Raw genomic sequence first — 19,400 nt, 5'->3', positions numbered from 1 at the left:
ATAATAAAAATAATTTTCTCATTGTAATATTTGTTTAATTAGTTGAAGCAACAAATTTAAACTATTTTTTAATTATGCAATAGGCTCTTTTCACTTAAATATTTCCAGTACCGTCTGGGAACATGTTGCAGGTGAAGCTTAGTGTTTTTTCTTGATGCAATGTTGGTACTTGTAAAATATTGTTGCCACAACTGTTGAAACTCTATCTCTTTAGGATCTAAAGCCTTGCCATTACTGGTGTTTATGTAAATATCCTGATTAAATTGTAAGGCTATTTGATTAACTTCCTGAAGATCATAATATAACCCGTATTTTCTTGCGATGTCGTAAATAATCCATGCCTGATCGGCATATCTTTTTTTAAAATGTTCCTGGATAAGAGGCAAAACATTGAAATCAGGTTCAATACAGGCAAAATATATTTGATCCTTAGTCAGCTTAAAACGTATAAAAGCCTCCATACGATGTTTTTCTCTGCCGACTTTTTTAGCTGTCTGAGCAATTTTTAAAACTTGTGGATTACTATAATCGGAATCAATTTGATGTTTGCTTTTAAAAACATACTGCAGGTATTTCAGCATAGTAAGCTCAATTCCTGGTTCTTCACTAAGGAATGCCCGGTAGAGATTCCTTCTTCCGGCGGCTGAACATCTTTCTTTTATAGCCAAAGCAACCCTTGCGGCTTTAGCTTCATCTGTAATGATATTTTGTAGTTGGCTGAACAATAATTCTGTTGCCCTTTGCTCCTGTTGAATGTCCACCACTTCAAGTTTTTCTTCATACGTGGTAAAGACACATGTAAGAAATCCCGTAAAAGTTCCATCATAGCTTAATATAGTTTTCATGAGTCGAAAATTGACAATTGCGGACTATAATTCTTTTTAAATTTGCTACTCGAGGTTTTGAGTATTAAACTTTTAATTTTTTCTGAAGAAAGATCTTTCGTCTCCCACCCATGTGAATTACATATAATAAAGAATTTTGCGCGATTGAAGGCAATTCCAATATTTTTAAGATGTTCCCAATTGAGGCAGCGATGTTTACGGGCATTAATAATTTTATGAACCGACTTTAACCCGATTCCCGGGACGCGTGCCAGCAGTTGTTTTTCAGCTTTATTTATATCTACAGGAAAAAGGTGCATGTTGCGAAGCGCCCAGCTTAATTTGGGATCAATATCTGTATCTAAATTTTTATGTTCTTCATTTAGTAGTTCTCTTATGTCAAAGCCGTAAAAGCGAAGCAGCCAATCTGTTTGATAAAGACGGTTCTCCCGCAACATGGGAACGGCAGAGGTGAGAGCTGGCAGTCGGGGATCGCTGGTAACCGGCACATAACCTGAATAATAAACCCTTTTCATTTCGTATTTTTTGTAAAAGTAAGTGGCGGTGTACATGATGTCCCTGTCTGTCTCTCCTGTGGCTCCAACAATCATCTGAGTGCTTTGTCCTGCAGGAGCGTATTTTGGTGTGGATTTTAAGATATTACTCTCTTCACGATTTTTTGTAATTTCATTTTTCACCTTGCGCATGGGTTTCATGAAATCTTCATGTTTTTTATCTGGAGCCAAAAGTTTTAGGCCGGAAACAGTAGGTATTTCAATGTTAACGCTTAGCCTGTCTGCATATAATCCGGCTTCCTGCATAAGCTCATCACTTGCTCCAGGTATGGATTTCAGATGAATGTATCCGTTAAAATTTTCTTCTAATCGAAGCTTTTTAGCAACCAAAATAAGGCGTTCCATAGTATAATCAGCATCTTTAAAAATTCCTGAACTAAGAAATAGACCTTCAATATAATTGCGTCGGTAGAAATTAATAGTAAGATCTACTACTTCCTGCACTTTAAAGGCGGCACGTTTTATATCATTGCTTTTACGGGTGACGCAATAAGCACAATCAAAAATGCAATGGTTAGTAAGAAGAATTTTGAGCAGAGAAACACACCTCCCATCTTCTGTATAGCTATGGCAAATTCCCATTCCTGAAGAATCTCCGAGCCCCTTTCCTCTGTTTTTACGATTACTTCCACTGCTGGAGCAGGAGACGTCATACTTAGCCGCATCTGCAAGGATGGACAATTTTTCCTTAATCCTATCGAAATTCATTTCTCATAGCAATTTTATCAAAAATAGGAATAAATCCAATATAATGGAAATAATCCTCCTAATAAAAAAGAGCGATATGAACTCATTCAGGATTTACTATAGTGGTCAAAAAAGGAGGAGGGTTAAAATATTATACGCCAGGGAAATGATGACACTGTAGCAGGGCCGATAATGTGGAAAAACAGAGTGTCTCTTTAGAAGCAAAAAGTTAGGATGAAAAATTATACTGAACACGATCTGATTTTGGAATTGGATTTAAGTGGTGATTTTAAATATAATATTTTATCTTCGCACCCAGAAACGAGAAACAATGAGTCTACAGGATGAAGTAATGGTTGAGATGAAAGCGGCGATGCGGGCTAAAGATAGTACAAAACTGGAAGCTCTTAGAGCTGTGAAAAGTGCTATTCTTCTGGCGAATACTGATAGCGCTTCTAAGGATGGCCTAACCGAAGATGAAGAGCTTAAACTCTTGCAGAAACTTGTAAAGCAGCGTAAGGAAAGTGCTACTATTTACCGGGAGCAGGGAAGAGAAGATCTGGCTGAACCTGAAGAAAAGCAGGCAGAAGTAATTGAGAATTTTCTTCCAGAGCAAATGAGTGAAGCAGAAATTGAATTGAAAATAGAAGAGATTATTCAGAACACCAATGCGAGCGGAATGCAGGATATGGGAAAGGTGATGGGAATGGCTTCAAAAGAACTTGCAGGAAGGGCAGACGGTAGAACAATATCTGCGATTGTAAAGAGAAAACTTAGTAAATAAATTTAATCCTCACAGGAAAAATAACGGCCCCGTGGCGCAACTGAATAGCGCATCAGATTTCGGCTCTGAGGGTTGGGGGTTTGAATCCCTCCGGGGTCACCAAAGCTAATAACAATTAGCACCAAAACCACGCAAATCTTAGGATTAGCGTGGTTTTTAAGGTTTTAAGGATTCATTTAATTTGAATCAATTTGATTTAAAATGGGAACTAATAAGTTACCTCAAAATTTAAAAAGTTAGCATTGCTATCTTTCCAAAATAGCATCTACAGTTAATCAAGTATCCACTATTTGATTAGATCTAAGTTGGTTTCATGGTTTAAAACTAGATCCGGGACCTACCGTTGGTGAGGATATGCCATTTCCAATTTTGCATAGGGATTTTTTCTATCGACACGCTTATGACTGGATGAACTGGAGTATATAGGTTATCTCTTTAGTGAATCTCTGTTGTTGTAATATTGGACCGGTATCGTGAATTTTTGATCCTTGCTCGTAAACTTTTTCCTCTTGTACTTAATAATCCTCTTTTGCTTCATAGCTTTCGAAGCTACTTCTTAATAAGCTTAAAAATTTTTCGCCGGTACTGCTTTTTTTTGAAGCAGCCTTCGCTAAAGCAGTCTTTGTCCATTTCAGCTGTCAAATCCTTCCTACCCCACACATTTTTGTCCAGGGTATTATTAATTTCACAATTTTTTACAATCTATTTAAGAATTGTTGATTTTTATTTAACTTTAATTTTAAATTTAGTTAACTTTGAAACAGAAGGTAGTTTCGATTTAAGAAATTTTTTAATAATAATTGAAAAATTTGAAAACATTTTTTTTAATAAGAGCCTTGAAAAGCGGTGATGTAAAATCTCTGGAAAGGGTATATAAATTGTACTATTCGAAGCTATATAATTTTTCTCAACGCTTCCATTCCTCAACAATGGATTCTGACGATTTCGTACAACAAACTTTTCTTAAAGTTTGGGAGAATCGAAATCAGTTAAAAGATGATGTTACCCTGGATCAGCAGATTTTTGTGATATGTAAAAACCTGATATTAAATCATTTAAAAAGAGAATCGCGCATAATTTCAGAATTAAAAGAGGATTATCTTTCCCCAGAGCCACAGGATGAAAACATCTTTACCACTTTTAGCCTAAAACTTGATCGCTTGCATCGGATTATGGAGCGATTACCTTCCAAAAGGAAAAATGTTTTCATTCTTCACAAAATTGACAATTTAAGTTATACTGAAATCTCTCAAGCCCTTGGTATATCTAAGAAAACCATAGCTAACCATATATATCTTGCGCATAACTTTATTAAAGAAGAATTGCATAAATAATAATTTTAACATAATAAAATTAGGAACTTTTAAATACTCAATTGTTATAGTAATATAAATAGATATTTAAATAGGTGAAAAATAGAGAATTTAATAATAAAGATGTTGAGCGATTTTGGAACGCTTCTTATAGCGAATTACCCAAAGATCAGATAGAAGAATCCTGGCAAAAATTCAGCAGCGCAAATTCCCTTAAAGATAAATCTAGTTTTAGAAGGAATTATTATGGGGCCGGTATGGCTGCAGCTGTTCTGGTTTTACTTTTTTCAACCTATTATTATGTGGCTCTCTATAATCCTATTATACAGATTAATAATTACGGCTTACTGGATAAGCAAGTAAACTTACCTGACGGAAGTCTTGTGCTGCTAAAGGAAGGAGGGGAAATAAAGTATAAGGAGCATTTTAGTGCCAGAAAGGTTGAAATAAAGGGAGAAGCTTTTTTTGACGTAGTTAAGGATAGTTCAAGAGAGTTTAATGTGATTTCAGGTTCGACCACTACAAAAGTTTTGGGTACAAAGTTTTCCGTTTCGGAGAAGGGTTCTAAAGGTGTGGAAATTTCTCTTTATACTGGCAGAATAATGGTTAAGGTAAAAGGGCAGGCAGAATCCTGGGGGTTAATTCCGGGAGAGAGTTTGGCTTATCACCAGGGAATTACGAAAATCAGAAAATTTAATACCACGCTTTCATTTGCTCTCGGAAATAAATTTATTGATGTAAACAATATAGAACTGGAAGAACTTTTTGATTTTCTTGGTAGACGGTTCAATTATAAATTCTCTAATTCTGATCTCACGGAGAAAGAGCGGGTAACACTAAGAATAAACAAGGAAGATTCTTTAGCTGAAATATTACATCTATTGTCTATCATAAACAACATAAGTTATGAAATAAAAGAAGAAAAAAAGCAAGTAGAAATTAGCAGAAAATAAAAAGGGTTTCCACCGTCAAATAGAGAACCCTTTTATTAAAAAAAAAGAAGCACTACCGACTCTTACGTCGAATAGGACTTTACATTTTCAAATTTAAAGAATTTAAATATGAACAAACTATTAATTACATTATTTATTTATGTACCGCTCCTAATAAATCCTCAGGAAATATCTTTTAGCGCAGAAAATCCTGCCATAAAGGTTATAATAAATAAAATTGAAAGCCAAACGGACTTTAAATTTGCGTATGGCAGCGAAATCGATATAGTACAGGAACTGGTAGGTCAATATACTTTTAATAAGGAAAATATAGAAAAGGTAGTTCAGGAATTATCTGACAGGACTTCCTATACGTTTTCCATAATTAGAAACAATATTACAATAACTACCGATCCTGCTCCTGATGTTGTGCCTGAAAAAAAAGCTAATGTTAGGCAACCTTTTCAAATGCAGGTTGAAGGAAAGGTTACAGATGCGAATGGAATGCCGCTCCCAAGCGTCACGGTTCAGGAAAAGGGAACCAGTAACGGAGTCTTAACAGATTTCGATGGTAATTATTCTATTCAGGTAAGTTCAGTAAATTCAGTTCTATTATATACTTATGTTGGAATGCAACCTGAAGAGAGACTCGTGGATACAGAGAACATTATAAATGTTCAAATGCAGAATGATCTTGAGTCCTTGGATGAGGTAGTGGTTACCGCTTTGGGAGTTAAAAGAGAGGCTAGAAGTCTCGGGTATTCAGCAAGTACCGTAGATACAGAGGAATTGACTGCTCAAAGGAATGTAAATGTTGGTAATAATCTTGTCGGTAAGGTTGCAGGTCTTAATGTTACCACTCCTACTACAGGTCCGGCTGGAACTTCCAAAATCAGGATCCGGGGTCAATCTTCTTTTGGTGGAGATAATTCTCCTTTGATAATTGTGAATGGAGTGCCGATAAACAACTCTCCTGCAGGTGCTGCAAATGATAGCGGGGAAGGTTTTGCAGGTGAAGCAAATAGTGATTCAGGTGACGGTCTTCAAAGTATAAACCCTGAAGATATAGAATCTATGACAGTGCTGAAAGGGGCAGCGGCTGCAGCTCTTTATGGCTTTCGTGCAAAAGATGGTGCGATTATTATAACCACAAAATCTGGAGCGGGATCCACTGGAATTGGTGTTGAATTTAATTCAAGCTTTCAAGCTGATTATGCGCTTGATTTTACTGATTTCCAGTATGAGTATGGCCAGGGTGAAGGTGGTGTGAGACCCCAGAGTGTTGCAGAGGCTAGGAGCAGTGGAGTGTGGAGTTTTGGAGAAAGGTTTGATGGGGAGCCAACCTGGCAACTTGATGGGGAACAACATCCTTATCTTCCTCATAAAAACCGGATTGATACTTTTTATGATACAGGTATAACTTTAATGAATACTGTAGCTCTTTCGGGAGGAGATGAAAACGGAAGCTTTCGCCTTTCATTCTCCAATACTGATGTAGAAAGTATTGTCCCAAATTCCAGCTTTGATAAAAACACAATCAATATAGGAGTGAATTACAATTTAACAGATAAATTTTCTACCCAGCTTAATGCCAATTATTCCAATGAGGATAATTTAAATCCACCTGTTGTGGCTCAGCAGGATTATAATGTTAACCAGACACTTATGACATTGGCAAACAGTATCAATCCTGAGTGGATGGAAGATGTCTATGAGGATCCTGAAACAGGTGACGAAATTAATCCTGCCCGATTTAGGAACCGGACAAATATGTATTTTACAATGGCTAATCGTTTTGAGAACCGTAAGCGAGACCGTCTCTTCGGGAATGTTTCTTTACGTTATTTGTTTACTCCATGGCTTTATGCTCAGGGGCGTATTGGGCAGGATTATTTCTCTATCCAGCATGAGGTGAATCGGCCAACAGGAACGGCATTTCTTTCTCCGGCAGCTTCAGGATTCAATGGGAACTATTATCAGGATTCGGAACAATTTCGTGAGCTAAACATGGATTTTCTTATTGGTGCTGAAGGTGAATTAGGTGATTTTGGTTTTGATGCTCTTGTAGGGGCTAATAGACTCGATCAAACTGGTCAAACTTTAGGTACATCAGTTACAAATTTTTACGTTCGGGATTTATATACTATTAATAATGGTCAAATAAAAAATCCAAGTTATAGCTACTTTAAGAAAAGAGTAAATTCTATTTACGGAACCGCAGGAGCATCTTTTAGAAACCTCTTATTTATCAATTTCACCGGGCGTAACGACTGGTTTTCTACATTAAACCCTGATTCTAATAGTTACTTTTATCCTTCTGTGAGTTCCAGCTTTGTTTTTACTGAAGCTATGGGTGAGGGATCCCCAGATTGGTTGAGTTTTGGGAAATTAAGGGCTGCCTATGCGGAAGTAGGGGGTGATACAGACCCTTATGCCAATCAACTTTTTTATAATCTTCAGCCAAATGAATTTAATGGTACAGCTCTAGGAGGTATTCAAGGTAATATAAGTCCTAATCAAAATCTTCGCCCACTAAAAGTAAAAGAGGCTGAGGTGGGACTTAATCTAGGTCTTTTTAGTAATCGCGTAACCCTGGATATGGCCGTATATCGTAAAAATACAGAAGATGAAATTCTTGATGTAGATATTTCTGTGGCATCTGGTTTTGAGCAGACAAAGGTAAATGTAGGTAGGTTGAGAAACGAGGGGGTTGAGGCATTACTTTCTATCTCACCGGTACGTAATGACGACTTAAGATGGGAAACCTCTTTTAATTATGCTTACAACAAAAGTGAGGTGCTGGAGCTTGCGGAAAACCAGCAAAGGATAGATGTTGGTAATGCAGAGTTGATAGGTAATGTTTCTCATGAAGTTGGAATGCCTATGGCTTCCTTAAGAGGTAGGGATTATTTAAGAGATGAAGAGGGGAATATCATAACTGTGGAGGGACGTTTTCAGGCAGGAGATTTAATTACCTACGGTAGTGCCATACCAAAGCATGTAGGGGGTTGGATCAATAATATTAACTATAAGGGTTTTAGCTTCTTTAGCCAGGTAGATTTTAAGGCTGGTCATAAAATGCTCTCAAACTCTAATTTTAACTGGACGCGCCATGGATTGCATAAAATGTCTTTGGAAGGACGGGATGGTGGTGTAGTAATGGATGCTGTGAATCCCGATGGTACACCTAATACAACTCCGGTAGAAGCAGGCGTTTTTTGGAATGATTACAGAAGTAAGGGAATATCTACTCCGTTTGTATATGATGCTAGTTTTGTCAGGTGGAGAACGGTCTCTCTTGGATATGATTTCTCAGAAATGCTTGGTGAAAATAGTGTTGTCCAAACCTTAAATCTGCGGGTATTTGTAAACAATGTTTTGGTTATTTCAAAATCGACAGACAATCTTGATCCCGAAGCAGCTTTTTCGGCCTCCGATAACCTAACAGGATTAGAATATCATGGCTTACCAACTGCTCGTAGTTATGGATTAAATTTGAATATTAAGTTATAAATTAGGTTCATTAAATTTTAGAAATTATGAAAATTAATTATATAATCCCGTCTTTTTTAGCTATTTCATTGGGTTTAATTAGCTGTGATAAAGACTTTGAAGAAATAAATACAAATCCGATAGAGCCGGTTTCCTTGGATCCTGTTTATCAATTTTCCGACGCTCAACAGAGTTCCGCTATTCCCACATATCATTATCAGGGGGAAATTGTTCAACAAATTAATGTGCCTTATGGGGGTGTACTTGAAGGGGGTAATAGAAATTCTTATAATGATATTAATTCCAGCCTTGCGTTTACTGACCTTTATAACGGACCAATTAGGGAATTAGAAGATGTAATTCGAAAAACGCAAGATGATCCGGACAGGAGTAATCTCTACAACATGGCTCGTATAATGAGAGCTTATTGTTATCAATTTTTGGTTGATACTTATGGAGACGTTCCTTATACAAATGCAGCACAAGGCTTTACTCAACAAGAATATTTTCCTGTGTATGACGATCAAAGCGCAATCTATGAAGATGTTTTAAATGAATATGAACAAGCCGTAGAAGCTTTGGATCCTAATGGGGATATAGTAGGTGGAGATCTCTTTTATGATGGGGATATTTCTAAATGGAAAAAATTTGGTAATTCTCTCTTATTAAGAGCAGGAATGCGCTATACTGCCTTAAATGAAGATAAGGCTGCTGCAATAGTTCAAACTGCAGTGGATCCGTCAAGAGGTGGTGTGATGTCCTCTAATGACGACAACGCATATATACAATTTAATGCTACTTTCCCTAATGCCTCATCAAGTTTGTTATTAGGTGGTGAACGTGCTAATTATTATCTGGGAGAACCATTTGTTGAATATTTAAAAAATACCAATGATCCACGTTTGGAGTACATCGCTGTTCTTTATGAAAACCCTTCCAATACATTGTCTGGGGTTGGAGAGACAAATACCGATCCCGAAGATCAAATTGGAATGCCTTATGGTTATGACGAAAATAGCATAGAATCTGATCAAGACTTTCCTGGTAAGATTGGTACTGCATTTAAATATTCACAATTTAATCGAGCAACAGTTGCCCGGTTGGATGCGCCAGAATATCTTGTAACATACGCACAAACACAGCTGCTTTTGGCCGAAGCCAATCAGAGAGGATATATTTCAACAGGATCTGCTCAGGAACATTATGAAGCCGGCATAAAAGGGCACATGACGCAGACAGCGCTTTATGGGGAAACATTAAATATCACCTCTGAACAACAAGAGGCTTATCTACAGGGTCCTGAAGTTGCTTTTGATCCATCACGCGCTCTTGAACAAATTAACGAGCAATATTGGATTGCTTCTTTTCGTATTTGGCAAGAGGCATGGGCAAATTTTCGTAGAAGCGGATATCCGGACCTTGATCCAATTGACTTTCCGGGACAAGATCCTTCTGTTGATGATTTTATTCTTCGTTTGCCTTACCCGGTACGGGAACTATCTGTTAACCAATCCAATGTGGAAGCAGCTGCGGCCAATATTGGTGGTGATAATCTTGGAACGCCTGTTTTTTGGGATGTTCCAAATTAGAATTATAAATACTTCTCTAACATAATAATAAACAATAATCGATGAAAACTTTACTCCAAGAGCTTATTCTAAAGAACAAGCAAGATGAAAAAGCAAACACGGCCGCTAAATTGGCTGAAATTAATAACCCCTCTACAACTAGGGATCGACGAAACTTCTTGAAAAAAACTGCTTTGGGCGGTATATTTTTGACTTCTGGGCTTTCTTTTCAGGATACCATTGCCCAAACTACTTCAAAAGTTAGTCGTTCCTCAGCTCCTTCCGACCTTAAGATTACCGATATGCGTTATGCATTAACAGATGTCATGGGCGGCACTGCTATTATTCGTATAGATACAAATCAAGGTATATATGGTTGGGGGGAAGTAAGAGATGGAGCAGATGCTCGATATGCCTTGATGTTGAAAAGTAGAATCTTAGGAATGAACCCATGCAATGTGGAGAAGATTTTCAAAACTATTAAGCAGTTTGGAGGACAATCACGTGCAGCAGGTGGTGTATGTGCAGTTGAAATGGCTCTTTGGGATATTTGCGGTAAGGCTTATGATGTTCCTTGCTGGCAATTGTTGGGGGGGCAATATAGGGACAAGGTTCGTTTATATGCTGATACGCCTGAAGCTGATTCCCCGGAAGAACAACGAAGGTTGATTAAGAAGCGGGTTGAAGATGAGGGATATACCTGGCTAAAAATGGATGTTTCTATTGCAGATTTAGTCGATGTGCCAGGCGCATTGGTAAATGCTGAATTTTGGAAAAACGAAAGAGGACAGCTTGCCCAATGGGGTGACCAAAGAAATTATATGTCCTACGGTAATACGAGGCATCCATTTACTCAAGTACAAATAACAGAAAAAGGACTGGAACATTTACAGCAGGTAGTCGAGAATGTTAGAAATATGGTGGGATATGATATCCCCATATCTACAGATCATTATGGCCACTTTGATGTTAATAATCACATCCGGCTAGGTAAAGCATTGGAAAAATATAGACTTGCCTGGTTGGAAGATATGGCTCCATGGGATCATACAGAAGACTGGATAACCCTTACCCGGGCTCTAGAAACTCCTACTACTACCGGAGAGGATATATACCTACTAGAAAACTTCAAACCGTTAATTCATGCCAAGGCGGTTGATATTGTTCATCCAGATTTAGCATCATCAGGTGGTTTGTTGGAAACAAAGAGAATAGGGGATTATGCCGAGGAATATGGAATGGGAATGGCTATGCACCAGGCAGGTACGCCTGTCTCTTTTATGGCAAATGTTCATTGTGCCGCGGCAACTCAAAACTTTCTTTCCTTAGAACATCATTCAGTAGATGTTCCATGGTGGGAAGATTTGGTAACTATGACAGGTGGCGGTGAAATGATTACAAAAGGTTATGCTAATGTTCCTCCCACGGCTCCTGGATTGGGAATAGAATTAAACATGGATGTAGTAAAAGAACATCTGGATCCAAGAGATGATACGTTTTTTGCACCCACTCCGGAGTGGAATGAAGTACGTTCTCATGATAGGATATATAGCTAATCATAAATAGTGAAGTACAGCCTCCTTTAAAACTTGTTGCGATTCTGGATGGTAAGAACGTTTAAAGGAGGTTTTGTTAAACCTAATATTTTATTAATCAGGATATGAAGGAGAATCGAAGGAGTTTCTTAAAGAAGAGTGCCGGGCTCACAGCCACATTAGCTGTTAGCGGGGGGATTTTTACATCTTTTGGAAAGGACGCCAAAGTTGCAAGTACGAATAGAAAGCTAAATGGTATGGCCAAAGATGCCGGTATCAAATTTAGCAATGCCTATTTTGGTGGTCTTAAAAATGCTAAAAATCAGTACTTGATTAAGTTGGCCAGACAAATGGACGTGCTTGGAGCTGTTGCCGGTCTTGATCCGGGGGAAGCGGGAATGCCTAATGCAAACCCTTGGGATTACGAAGTAATAGCTGGGGTTAAACAAGCTTATAAGGACGTTGGATTGGATTATCATGTTGTAGAAGGGCCTCCTTCCCTGTATTCCAAAACTAAACTTGGTCTTAAAGGGAGAGATGAGGAAATAGCTAATTTTATTATTTTCATGAAAAACCTTAAGAGGGCTGGAATTGATGTAATTTGCTATAACTGGATGCCTGAAATAAGCTGGGCGCGAACAAATGTGGAACGCCCTGGTCGAGGCGGGGCTCTTGTGACAGCGTTTGATTATGATGAAATAGAACATAAACCTTTAACAGAATATGGTGATATTCCAGCAGAGAGATTATGGGGTACTCTTGAATATTTTTTAAAAGCCGTTGTGCCCGAAGCAGAAAAGATAGGAATGAAATTGGCATTACATCCTGATGATCCTCAGGTTCCTAAAATTCAAGGTATTCCACGCATTATGAATACTGTTGATAATTTTGATAAGATGTTAAAGATAGTACCAAGCGACTATAATGGGGTCACCATGTGCCAGGGTAATTTTTCTCTAATGGGTGCAGATGTACCAACCTTAATAAGAAGGTGGGGGAACGAGGGTAAAATACATTTTGTACATTTTAGGAATGTTGAGGAATTGAGCGGGGTTTTGCCTAGCACTAAATTCACTGAAACTTTCCACGACGAGGGAGACATAGATATGTACCAGGCTATGAAGGCTTACTATGATGTCGGATTTAAAGGTTCTATGAGACCGGATCACGTTCCTACTATGGCAGGAGAAGAAAATACAAGTCCCGGTTATATGGCCCTGGGAAATCTTTGGGCTTTAGGTTATATGCGCGGACTTGCGGAATCTGTTTCTAAGGAAGCGAAATAGTTGGTTCTCCATTTTTATACTACAGAAACAAAGACGAAAATTAACTCATTTAAATAACTATATTATGAATAAGAAGATTACGCTGCTTATTGCATTTTCTCTAACCTTTTTCTTTTCCGAGGCTCAACGCGTGGCATCATCACCCGAGTATATCAGGACCCTTACCTCTCAGTGGGAAGGAGAGCGATTTGAAGATGGGCGTCCTAAGGTTCCGGACCTGTATCTGGAACGTTTAGAGAATGCAACGCTGGAACAGATATGGGGTTATCTGGGACGCAGGGGATATAATAACCAGGTTGAACTCGACTGGGTGATTTTAAAGCCTGGTGAAACAATGGTGGGGCGCGTGGTAACAACCCAATTTATGCCTTCCAGACCAGATTTGGATAGTATTGTTAAAGCGCAGGGCAAGGCCGAAGGGCATTCTCAGCATGGGGGAATAAACATTTGGCCTATTGATATGCTAACTAAGGGCGATATTTATGTTGCAGATGGATATGGAAAAATTAAAGATGGTACCTTAATAGGGTCCAGTTTGGGAAACGCTATACATGGTAAAACGGGCAAAGGAGTTATTTTTAATGGTTCTGTTAGGGATATGCAAGAATTAAAAGCTACAGAGGGTTTTAACGCATGGGTAAAGGGGCACGATCCTTCCTATATTAAAAGTATGACACCAACCTCTATCAATGCCCCAATACGTATTGGTGAGGTCACTGTTTTTCCCGGAGATGTGGCATTTGCAAATGATTATGGGGTGGTATTTATTCCTGCTCACCTGGTGGAAGGACTTGTTACTGCTTCGGAATTGACGGGCTTGCGCGATGAATTTGAAAGACTGCTCTTGCAACAGGGAAATTATCCCTCGGGGGAAGTACATGGCGATTGGTCTGATGAAATTAAAAATGAATTTCGGGCATGGGTGGCTGATTATCCTAGGGAACTGGCTGTAACTAATGATCAAATAGAGGCTTACTTGGAAAAACAGGATTAGGCTCATACTAGTTTTTCCAATGCCTGTTTCAAGAACAAAATTAATCTGTTTAAAATTATTAATATGAAATTTAGAATTGCTCTGGTATTATCTTTTTTTATAAGTATCTGTTGTGCAGATTCTGTTTATGCACAAACTATTTCTGAGGAGGAACTTATTTTTCTTACTTCCAGTTGGGAAGGCGAAAGATTTCCCGATGGCCGCCCCAAAATTGGGGATGATCTGTTGGAAAGAGCCAAAAAAATAGGAATTGATGACGCCTGGACCGTACTGCATAATGAAGGCTATACTAATCAATTTGAAGGAAATTGGAAAATGGTCAAAGACGATGTGCCGGTTGTGGGTCGCGCCCTTACTGCTATGTTTATGCCAAGTAGACCAGATATTGAAGAGAACATAAAAAACAGAGGGATAAAATCCCGAGGTAGAAAAGGCAACACAAATTCATGGCCAATTGAAGAATTAACACAGGGAGATGTTTATGTGGCTGATGGCTATGGAAAAATAGATGCAGGAACACTTATGGGGGCTACCCTGGCAACGTCTATTTATAACAAATCGGGTAATGGCGTGGTCTTTAATGGTAGTTCAAGAGACCTGGAAGCAATAAGCGAGATTGAAGGCTTTAATGCTTTTGTACGAGATTTTCATCCTTCCTTTCTCGAGGAAATGGTCTTAATGGGGCTCAATACTCCTATACGCATGGGGGAAGCAATTGTGTTGCCAGGTGACTTGGTAATAGCAAAAAAAGAAGGTGTTCTTTTTGTTCCTGCTCATTTAGCTGAACAGGTAATCGCTACAGCCGAATTTGTAGCTCTTAAGGATCAGTTTGGATTTGAAATGGTGAAAACCAGACGTTATACCACTGGTGAAATTGATAGCCAGTGGGGTAATCAATTAAAATCTGACTTTCTGGATTGGTTAGAAAAACATCCTGAACTTGGATCTATGACCAGAGCAGAGCTGGATAAAGTTTTGAGCAAGAGAACCTGGTGATTTTTAAATTTTTAGTTTCTGATAAAGAGATTAAGCTGTGGTTGCTCTTAGCAATGCTTTGAGGGATCAAGGGTTTCAGTATTGTATTTAAATAAACCAGTTATTAATGTCGTTAGTATTCCCTTAAATGCTGGAGTAAAGCATATCGAATATCTAATTATTTCAGATCCTATAGATAATCCACTACCAAGGCGCTAATTAAATTAATACTTCATAAACGAGAAGCGAATTAATGAACAGAATTTTAATGAACAGAATTTTATTACCTCTGTCCCTAAGTCTGCTTTTTCTAATTGGGTGCAGAAATTCAGAAAGTTCAGGAACAATAGCCTCAATGGAAACTGGTGAGGATTATCCGGTTTATGGCGGGAACAAAGCAGGTAATCGATATTCTCCATTAGATCAGATAAATAGGAAAAATGTCCATAGGTTAGAAGTGGCATGGATGTATGATGCTACAGAGGCTTCGGGAGATAAAAGTCGGTCCGGTCAGATTCAGTGTCAGCCTATAGTGGTAAACGGAGTGCTTTTTGGAACCACCCCGGAGTTGAAGTTGTTTGCACTAAATGCTGGTACGGGAGATGAATTGTGGATATTTGAACCGGGAAATGAAGATGGGAGACATCATATTACCGCTAGCCGGGGTGTCGCTTACTGGGAAAGCGGCGAGGATAAACGTATCCTTTATACTGTGGGCGCCAAGCTCTTTAGTATCGATGCCCGCAGTGGTATACCGGATAATAACTTTGGCGAAAAAGGTATAGTGGATTTCCGGGAAGGGCTCTTATCAGAGAATTATGATCTGGACGAAGTAATTGTTAATGCTACCAGTCCCGGTGTTGTTTACGAAAATACTTTAGTTATTGGTTCTACTGTCTCAGAATCTGGTCATGCAGCTCCGGGGCACATTCGGGCATTTGATATCATCACGGGAGAACTAAAATGGATATTTCATACTATTCCAAAGCCGGGGGAAGTAGGATATGACACCTGGCCAAAAGATGCTTATAAGGAAGTAGGAGGAGCAAATAGCTGGAGTGGTATGTCGTTGGATGAAGAACGAGGTGTGGTATATTTGGGGACAGGCTCACCATCATCTGATTTTTATGGTGCAAAAAGGAAAGGTAAAAACCTGTTTGGTAATTGCGTTATTGCACTTGATGCTGAAACAGGGGAACTAAAATGGTATTATCAAACCATCCACCATGATCTTTGGGACAGGGATCTTCCCAGTCCTCCAAACCTTACGACAATAAATTATAATGGTCAAATGGTAGATGTGGTGGTCCAGGTAACTAAGGACGGGTTAATCTATGTATTAAACAGAGATACAGGAGAATCCCTTTTTCCAGTAGAAGAACGGCCTGTTCCAACTGAAGGTTTACCAGGTGAACATCCATATCCCACACAAAAATTTCCAGTTAAACCCGATCCTCTTTCCCACCAGGTTTTTACTGAAGATATTATTACCAATCTTTCTCCTGAATCTCATGCCTACATTAAGAATATCTACAATAAATATCAGACAGACCACAAATTTACCCCACCAAGTACAGAAGGTACTTTGGCTTTTGGCTACAGTGGGGGAGCAGAGTGGGGCGGAAATGCCATAGATCCAAGCGGTGTCCTTTACCAAAATTCTAATAATGACCCCTGGGTTCTTCAAATGATAGATACTTCAAGTATGAAGGCAGAATTTGCCTCGCTTACACATGGTAATGCCCTTTATTTGGAAAATTGTGCATCTTGTCATGGTAAAGATAGAAGAGGAAGTGGTTCTGAATTTCCAACGCTGGAAAATATTGCAGCGAAACTTTCTAAGGAAGAAATTAATGGAATTTTAGAGACCGGGAGCGGCAGGATGCCTTCCTTTCAGCATATTTCTGAACAGGACCGGGAAGCAATTGCTGGTTATTTATTAAACCTGAAGGAGCCTTCTTCTAAGGGGCATAGAGGAGCTTCTGAAATTAGCGTAGAGTTGGATAATTCAGGATCAGCTGATAAAAAGAAATTTGGATTTCCGGCGAAATATGTCATAAAATTCTGGAAAAAGTTAACAGACCAAGAGGGCTACCCGGGAATTAAGCCACCTTGGGGAACACTAAATGCGATTGATTTAGGTACAGGTGAATATTTGTGGAGGGTACCATTGGGAGAATATCCTAAACTCACTGAAAGAGGCATACCTGTTACTGGAACTGAAAATTACGGAGGACCTGTGGCGACAGCCGGGGGCCTTGTGTTTATAGCGGCTACTAAAGATGAAAGGATTCGGGCTTTTGATAAGAATACAGGTAAGGTGTTATGGGAGCATCAGCTTCCTGCAGGTGGTTTTGCTACTCCAATTACTTACCAAGTTGATGGGAAACAATATGTAGTAATAGCCGCAGGTGGAGGTAGAGGACAAAAACCAGGCGGGGATTACGTAGCCTTTTCTCTTAAAGACTAAATAAAGAGTTTTACCTCAATCAACATTTGGTTTATGGTAAAGAAAACTTAGTAGATAATAATAATTTAAAAGGAAGTTTTTTATGAAAAATTTTAAAAATTGGATGCTGTTAGTTTCATTAATTGGTTTTATCGCCTGTAACCAATCTGGAAGTAGTTCCTCAGGTGATAACAAAGCCGAAGACGTAGATTCATCTACCGCAAATGAAACCTCCGCATCTGCGGAAACAGAAGTAGCTTCAGCTGTAGAAGCCTTAAATATGGCAATTATTGATCCTGAAGAGTCTGTTCTCGATACGCTGATCTCAGATAAAATTACTTATGGACATTCGAGCGGACTTGTTCAAAATAAAGAAGAATTTATTGATGATCTGGTAAATGGAGATTTCAATTTTTCCTCGGTAGATGTATCCGATCAAAATATACATATAGAGGACGAAACGGCTATAGTAAGGCATGTATTTTCAGCAAAAGCGACAAATGCCGGTGACCCTGTAGACGTTAGGATTGGAAACGTCCTGGTGTATGTCAAACAGGGTGACCATTGGAAGCTTCTTGCCAGACAAGCATTTAAATTATAGATATTATATAAAACCTTTTCATGAAACAGTTGAACATTTATTCCATTTCGTTAATTATAGCTGGCATTTTACTTTTTACTGCCATTGGTTTTCTTATTACAGATTATCTGGAATATGCCGGGCCGGTACTCGTAGCATTTTTTGCCGCTTTGGCTTTGGGGTTTAGAGGGTATGAGCAGTTAAAAGGATTTGTATTTACCACCATGATTTTCGCAGCTGTTACCATGTCCATGTTTTATCCACAATATTTTGTGGAAATAGGTGGATTCGAATTAACAATGTTAATTACGCCACTCATTCAAATTATCATGTTCGGAATGGGGACCTCTATGAGCGCCAAGGATTTTGTGGCCGTTGTTAAATCTCCCCGGGCCGTGGGTATAGGTATTTCAGCCCAAATGGTTATAATGCCCATTATGGGTTATGGTTTAGCAACGGTAAGTGATCTTCCTCCCGAGATTGCAGCAGGTATTGTATTAATAGGTTGCTCTCCAAGTGGAATGGCCTCTAATGTCATGGCTTATTTAGCAAATGCAAATTTAGCTCTTTCTATAACCATAACAGCTATTGCAACTCTCCTTGCACCTTTTGTTACACCTTTTTTAATGAGCTTTTTAGCTGGAGAATTTATTGAAATTGACACTTTAGCTATGATGTGGAGTATTGTTAAAATGATTTTAATACCTATTGGTGCAGGTTTACTCTTTAATCAGTTTTTTGGCGGAAAGGTTAAGTGGCTTGATCAGGCCATGCCAGTTATTTCTATGTTAGGCATAGGATTAATTATAGTTGTGATTACCGCTGCCGGGCGTGATAGCCTTTTAAACATAGGTGCGCTCCTGATAATTCTTGTACTGGTACACAATCTTTTTGGTTATACTTTGGGGTATTGGTACGCCCGGCTCTTTAAAATGACCGAACGGGATGCACGTACTATTGCTTTGGAAGTAGGTATGCAGAACGGTGGTCTTGCTTCGGGTATTGCCAACGAAATAGGTAAAATAGCAACTATGGGATTGGCACCAGCTGTATTTGGGCCTTTAATGAATATAACCGGTTCCATTTTGGCGTCCTACTGGCACAAGAAGGTTCCAAAAGGAGAAAATACCTATGCTCCTGTAGAAGGAAAAGTGGACCCGGAAGAAGATACAACCTTAACATAATAAAAGATTAACCCCCTTATTATAAACTTCAGGCTAATGTCTTGCCATGAGAACCCACAGGCAACATTGCTTTACGCAAGAAGATGTTGGCTTTTTTCAGCTTTGTTGCTTAGGCTCAAAGCTTAATCAACAGAGGTGAAAAAATATGCCAGGAAAAACTGATCGGAAGACATGAGAATATTACATTCTTTAAATTTTGAAAAAGTGGCCTTCACAGAATTA

At 38.7% G+C, this 19,400-nt stretch carries 14 protein-coding genes and 1 tRNA gene; 13 read left to right on the top strand and 2 right to left on the bottom strand.

What is annotated here, in order from left to right; all coding sequences use genetic code 11:
• Positions 1-68: 68 nt before the first annotated feature.
• Positions 69-845 (bottom strand): TIGR03915 family putative DNA repair protein, encoded by a 777-nt coding sequence (locus RM545_RS01630; protein WP_311493523.1) that lies wholly within the window; start codon positions 843-845, stop codon positions 69-71.
• Complete coding sequence (locus RM545_RS01625; protein WP_311493522.1) at positions 842-2,107, bottom strand: putative DNA modification/repair radical SAM protein; 1,266 nt, start codon at positions 2,105-2,107, stop codon at positions 842-844. The genes RM545_RS01630 and RM545_RS01625 overlap by 4 nt, the downstream gene beginning before the upstream one ends.
• Before the next feature lie 310 nt (positions 2,108-2,417).
• On the opposite strand from RM545_RS01625, the gene RM545_RS01620 reads away from it, so the two are divergent.
• The 13 genes from RM545_RS01620 to RM545_RS01560 all read left to right on the top strand — a co-directional run bounded on the left by RM545_RS01620 (position 2,418) and on the right by RM545_RS01560 (position 19,178).
• A complete protein-coding gene (locus tag RM545_RS01620) occupies positions 2,418-2,870 on the top strand; it encodes a GatB/YqeY domain-containing protein (protein ID WP_311493521.1) in 453 nt (150 codons plus the stop codon).
• A gap of 25 nt (positions 2,871-2,895) precedes the next feature.
• Positions 2,896-2,972, top strand: a tRNA-Arg gene (locus RM545_RS01615).
• A gap of 707 nt (positions 2,973-3,679) precedes the next feature.
• A complete protein-coding gene (locus RM545_RS01610; protein ID WP_311493520.1) occupies positions 3,680-4,204 on the top strand; it encodes an RNA polymerase sigma factor in 525 nt (174 codons plus the stop codon).
• Between the two features lie 74 nt (positions 4,205-4,278).
• On the top strand, positions 4,279-5,136 hold the full coding sequence (locus RM545_RS01605) for a FecR family protein (RefSeq protein WP_311493519.1): 858 nt from the start codon (positions 4,279-4,281) through the stop codon (positions 5,134-5,136).
• A gap of 108 nt (positions 5,137-5,244) precedes the next feature.
• Complete coding sequence (locus tag RM545_RS01600; RefSeq protein WP_311493518.1) at positions 5,245-8,628, top strand: SusC/RagA family TonB-linked outer membrane protein; 3,384 nt, start codon at positions 5,245-5,247, stop codon at positions 8,626-8,628.
• A gap of 26 nt (positions 8,629-8,654) precedes the next feature.
• Positions 8,655-10,196 (top strand): SusD/RagB family nutrient-binding outer membrane lipoprotein, encoded by a 1,542-nt coding sequence (locus RM545_RS01595; protein ID WP_311493517.1) that lies wholly within the window; start codon positions 8,655-8,657, stop codon positions 10,194-10,196.
• 173 nt (positions 10,197-10,369) lie between these two features.
• Complete coding sequence (locus RM545_RS01590; RefSeq protein WP_311493516.1) at positions 10,370-11,731, top strand: mandelate racemase/muconate lactonizing enzyme family protein; 1,362 nt, start codon at positions 10,370-10,372, stop codon at positions 11,729-11,731.
• Between the two features lie 104 nt (positions 11,732-11,835).
• A complete protein-coding gene (locus tag RM545_RS01585) occupies positions 11,836-12,996 on the top strand; it encodes a mannonate dehydratase (protein ID WP_311493515.1) in 1,161 nt (386 codons plus the stop codon).
• Between the two features lie 64 nt (positions 12,997-13,060).
• The gene (locus RM545_RS01580; protein WP_311493514.1) at positions 13,061-13,990 is read left to right on the top strand and encodes an RraA family protein; all 930 of its coding nucleotides are present in this window, start codon (positions 13,061-13,063) and stop codon (positions 13,988-13,990) included.
• A 63-nt stretch (positions 13,991-14,053) separates the two neighbouring features.
• Entirely contained in the window at positions 14,054-14,986 is a 933-nt protein-coding gene (locus RM545_RS01575) for an RraA family protein (protein WP_311493513.1), read from the top strand.
• A 247-nt stretch (positions 14,987-15,233) separates the two neighbouring features.
• Positions 15,234-17,435 (top strand): outer membrane protein assembly factor BamB family protein, encoded by a 2,202-nt coding sequence (locus RM545_RS01570; protein ID WP_311493512.1) that lies wholly within the window; start codon positions 15,234-15,236, stop codon positions 17,433-17,435.
• Between the two features lie 82 nt (positions 17,436-17,517).
• Positions 17,518-18,015, top strand: a complete 498-nt coding sequence (locus RM545_RS01565; RefSeq protein ID WP_311493511.1) for a nuclear transport factor 2 family protein — start codon at positions 17,518-17,520, stop codon at positions 18,013-18,015.
• Positions 18,016-18,035: 20 nt separating this feature from the next.
• Positions 18,036-19,178 (top strand): bile acid:sodium symporter family protein, encoded by a 1,143-nt coding sequence (locus RM545_RS01560; protein WP_311493510.1) that lies wholly within the window; start codon positions 18,036-18,038, stop codon positions 19,176-19,178.
• Positions 19,179-19,400: the final 222 nt, after the last annotated feature.

It is taken from the genome of Autumnicola lenta, assembly GCF_031846515.1.
Classification (GTDB): Bacteria; Bacteroidota; Bacteroidia; order Flavobacteriales; family Flavobacteriaceae; genus Autumnicola; species Autumnicola lenta.
Note: the sequence above shows the minus strand (reverse complement) of the source record. Positions and strands in the feature narration are given on the sequence as shown.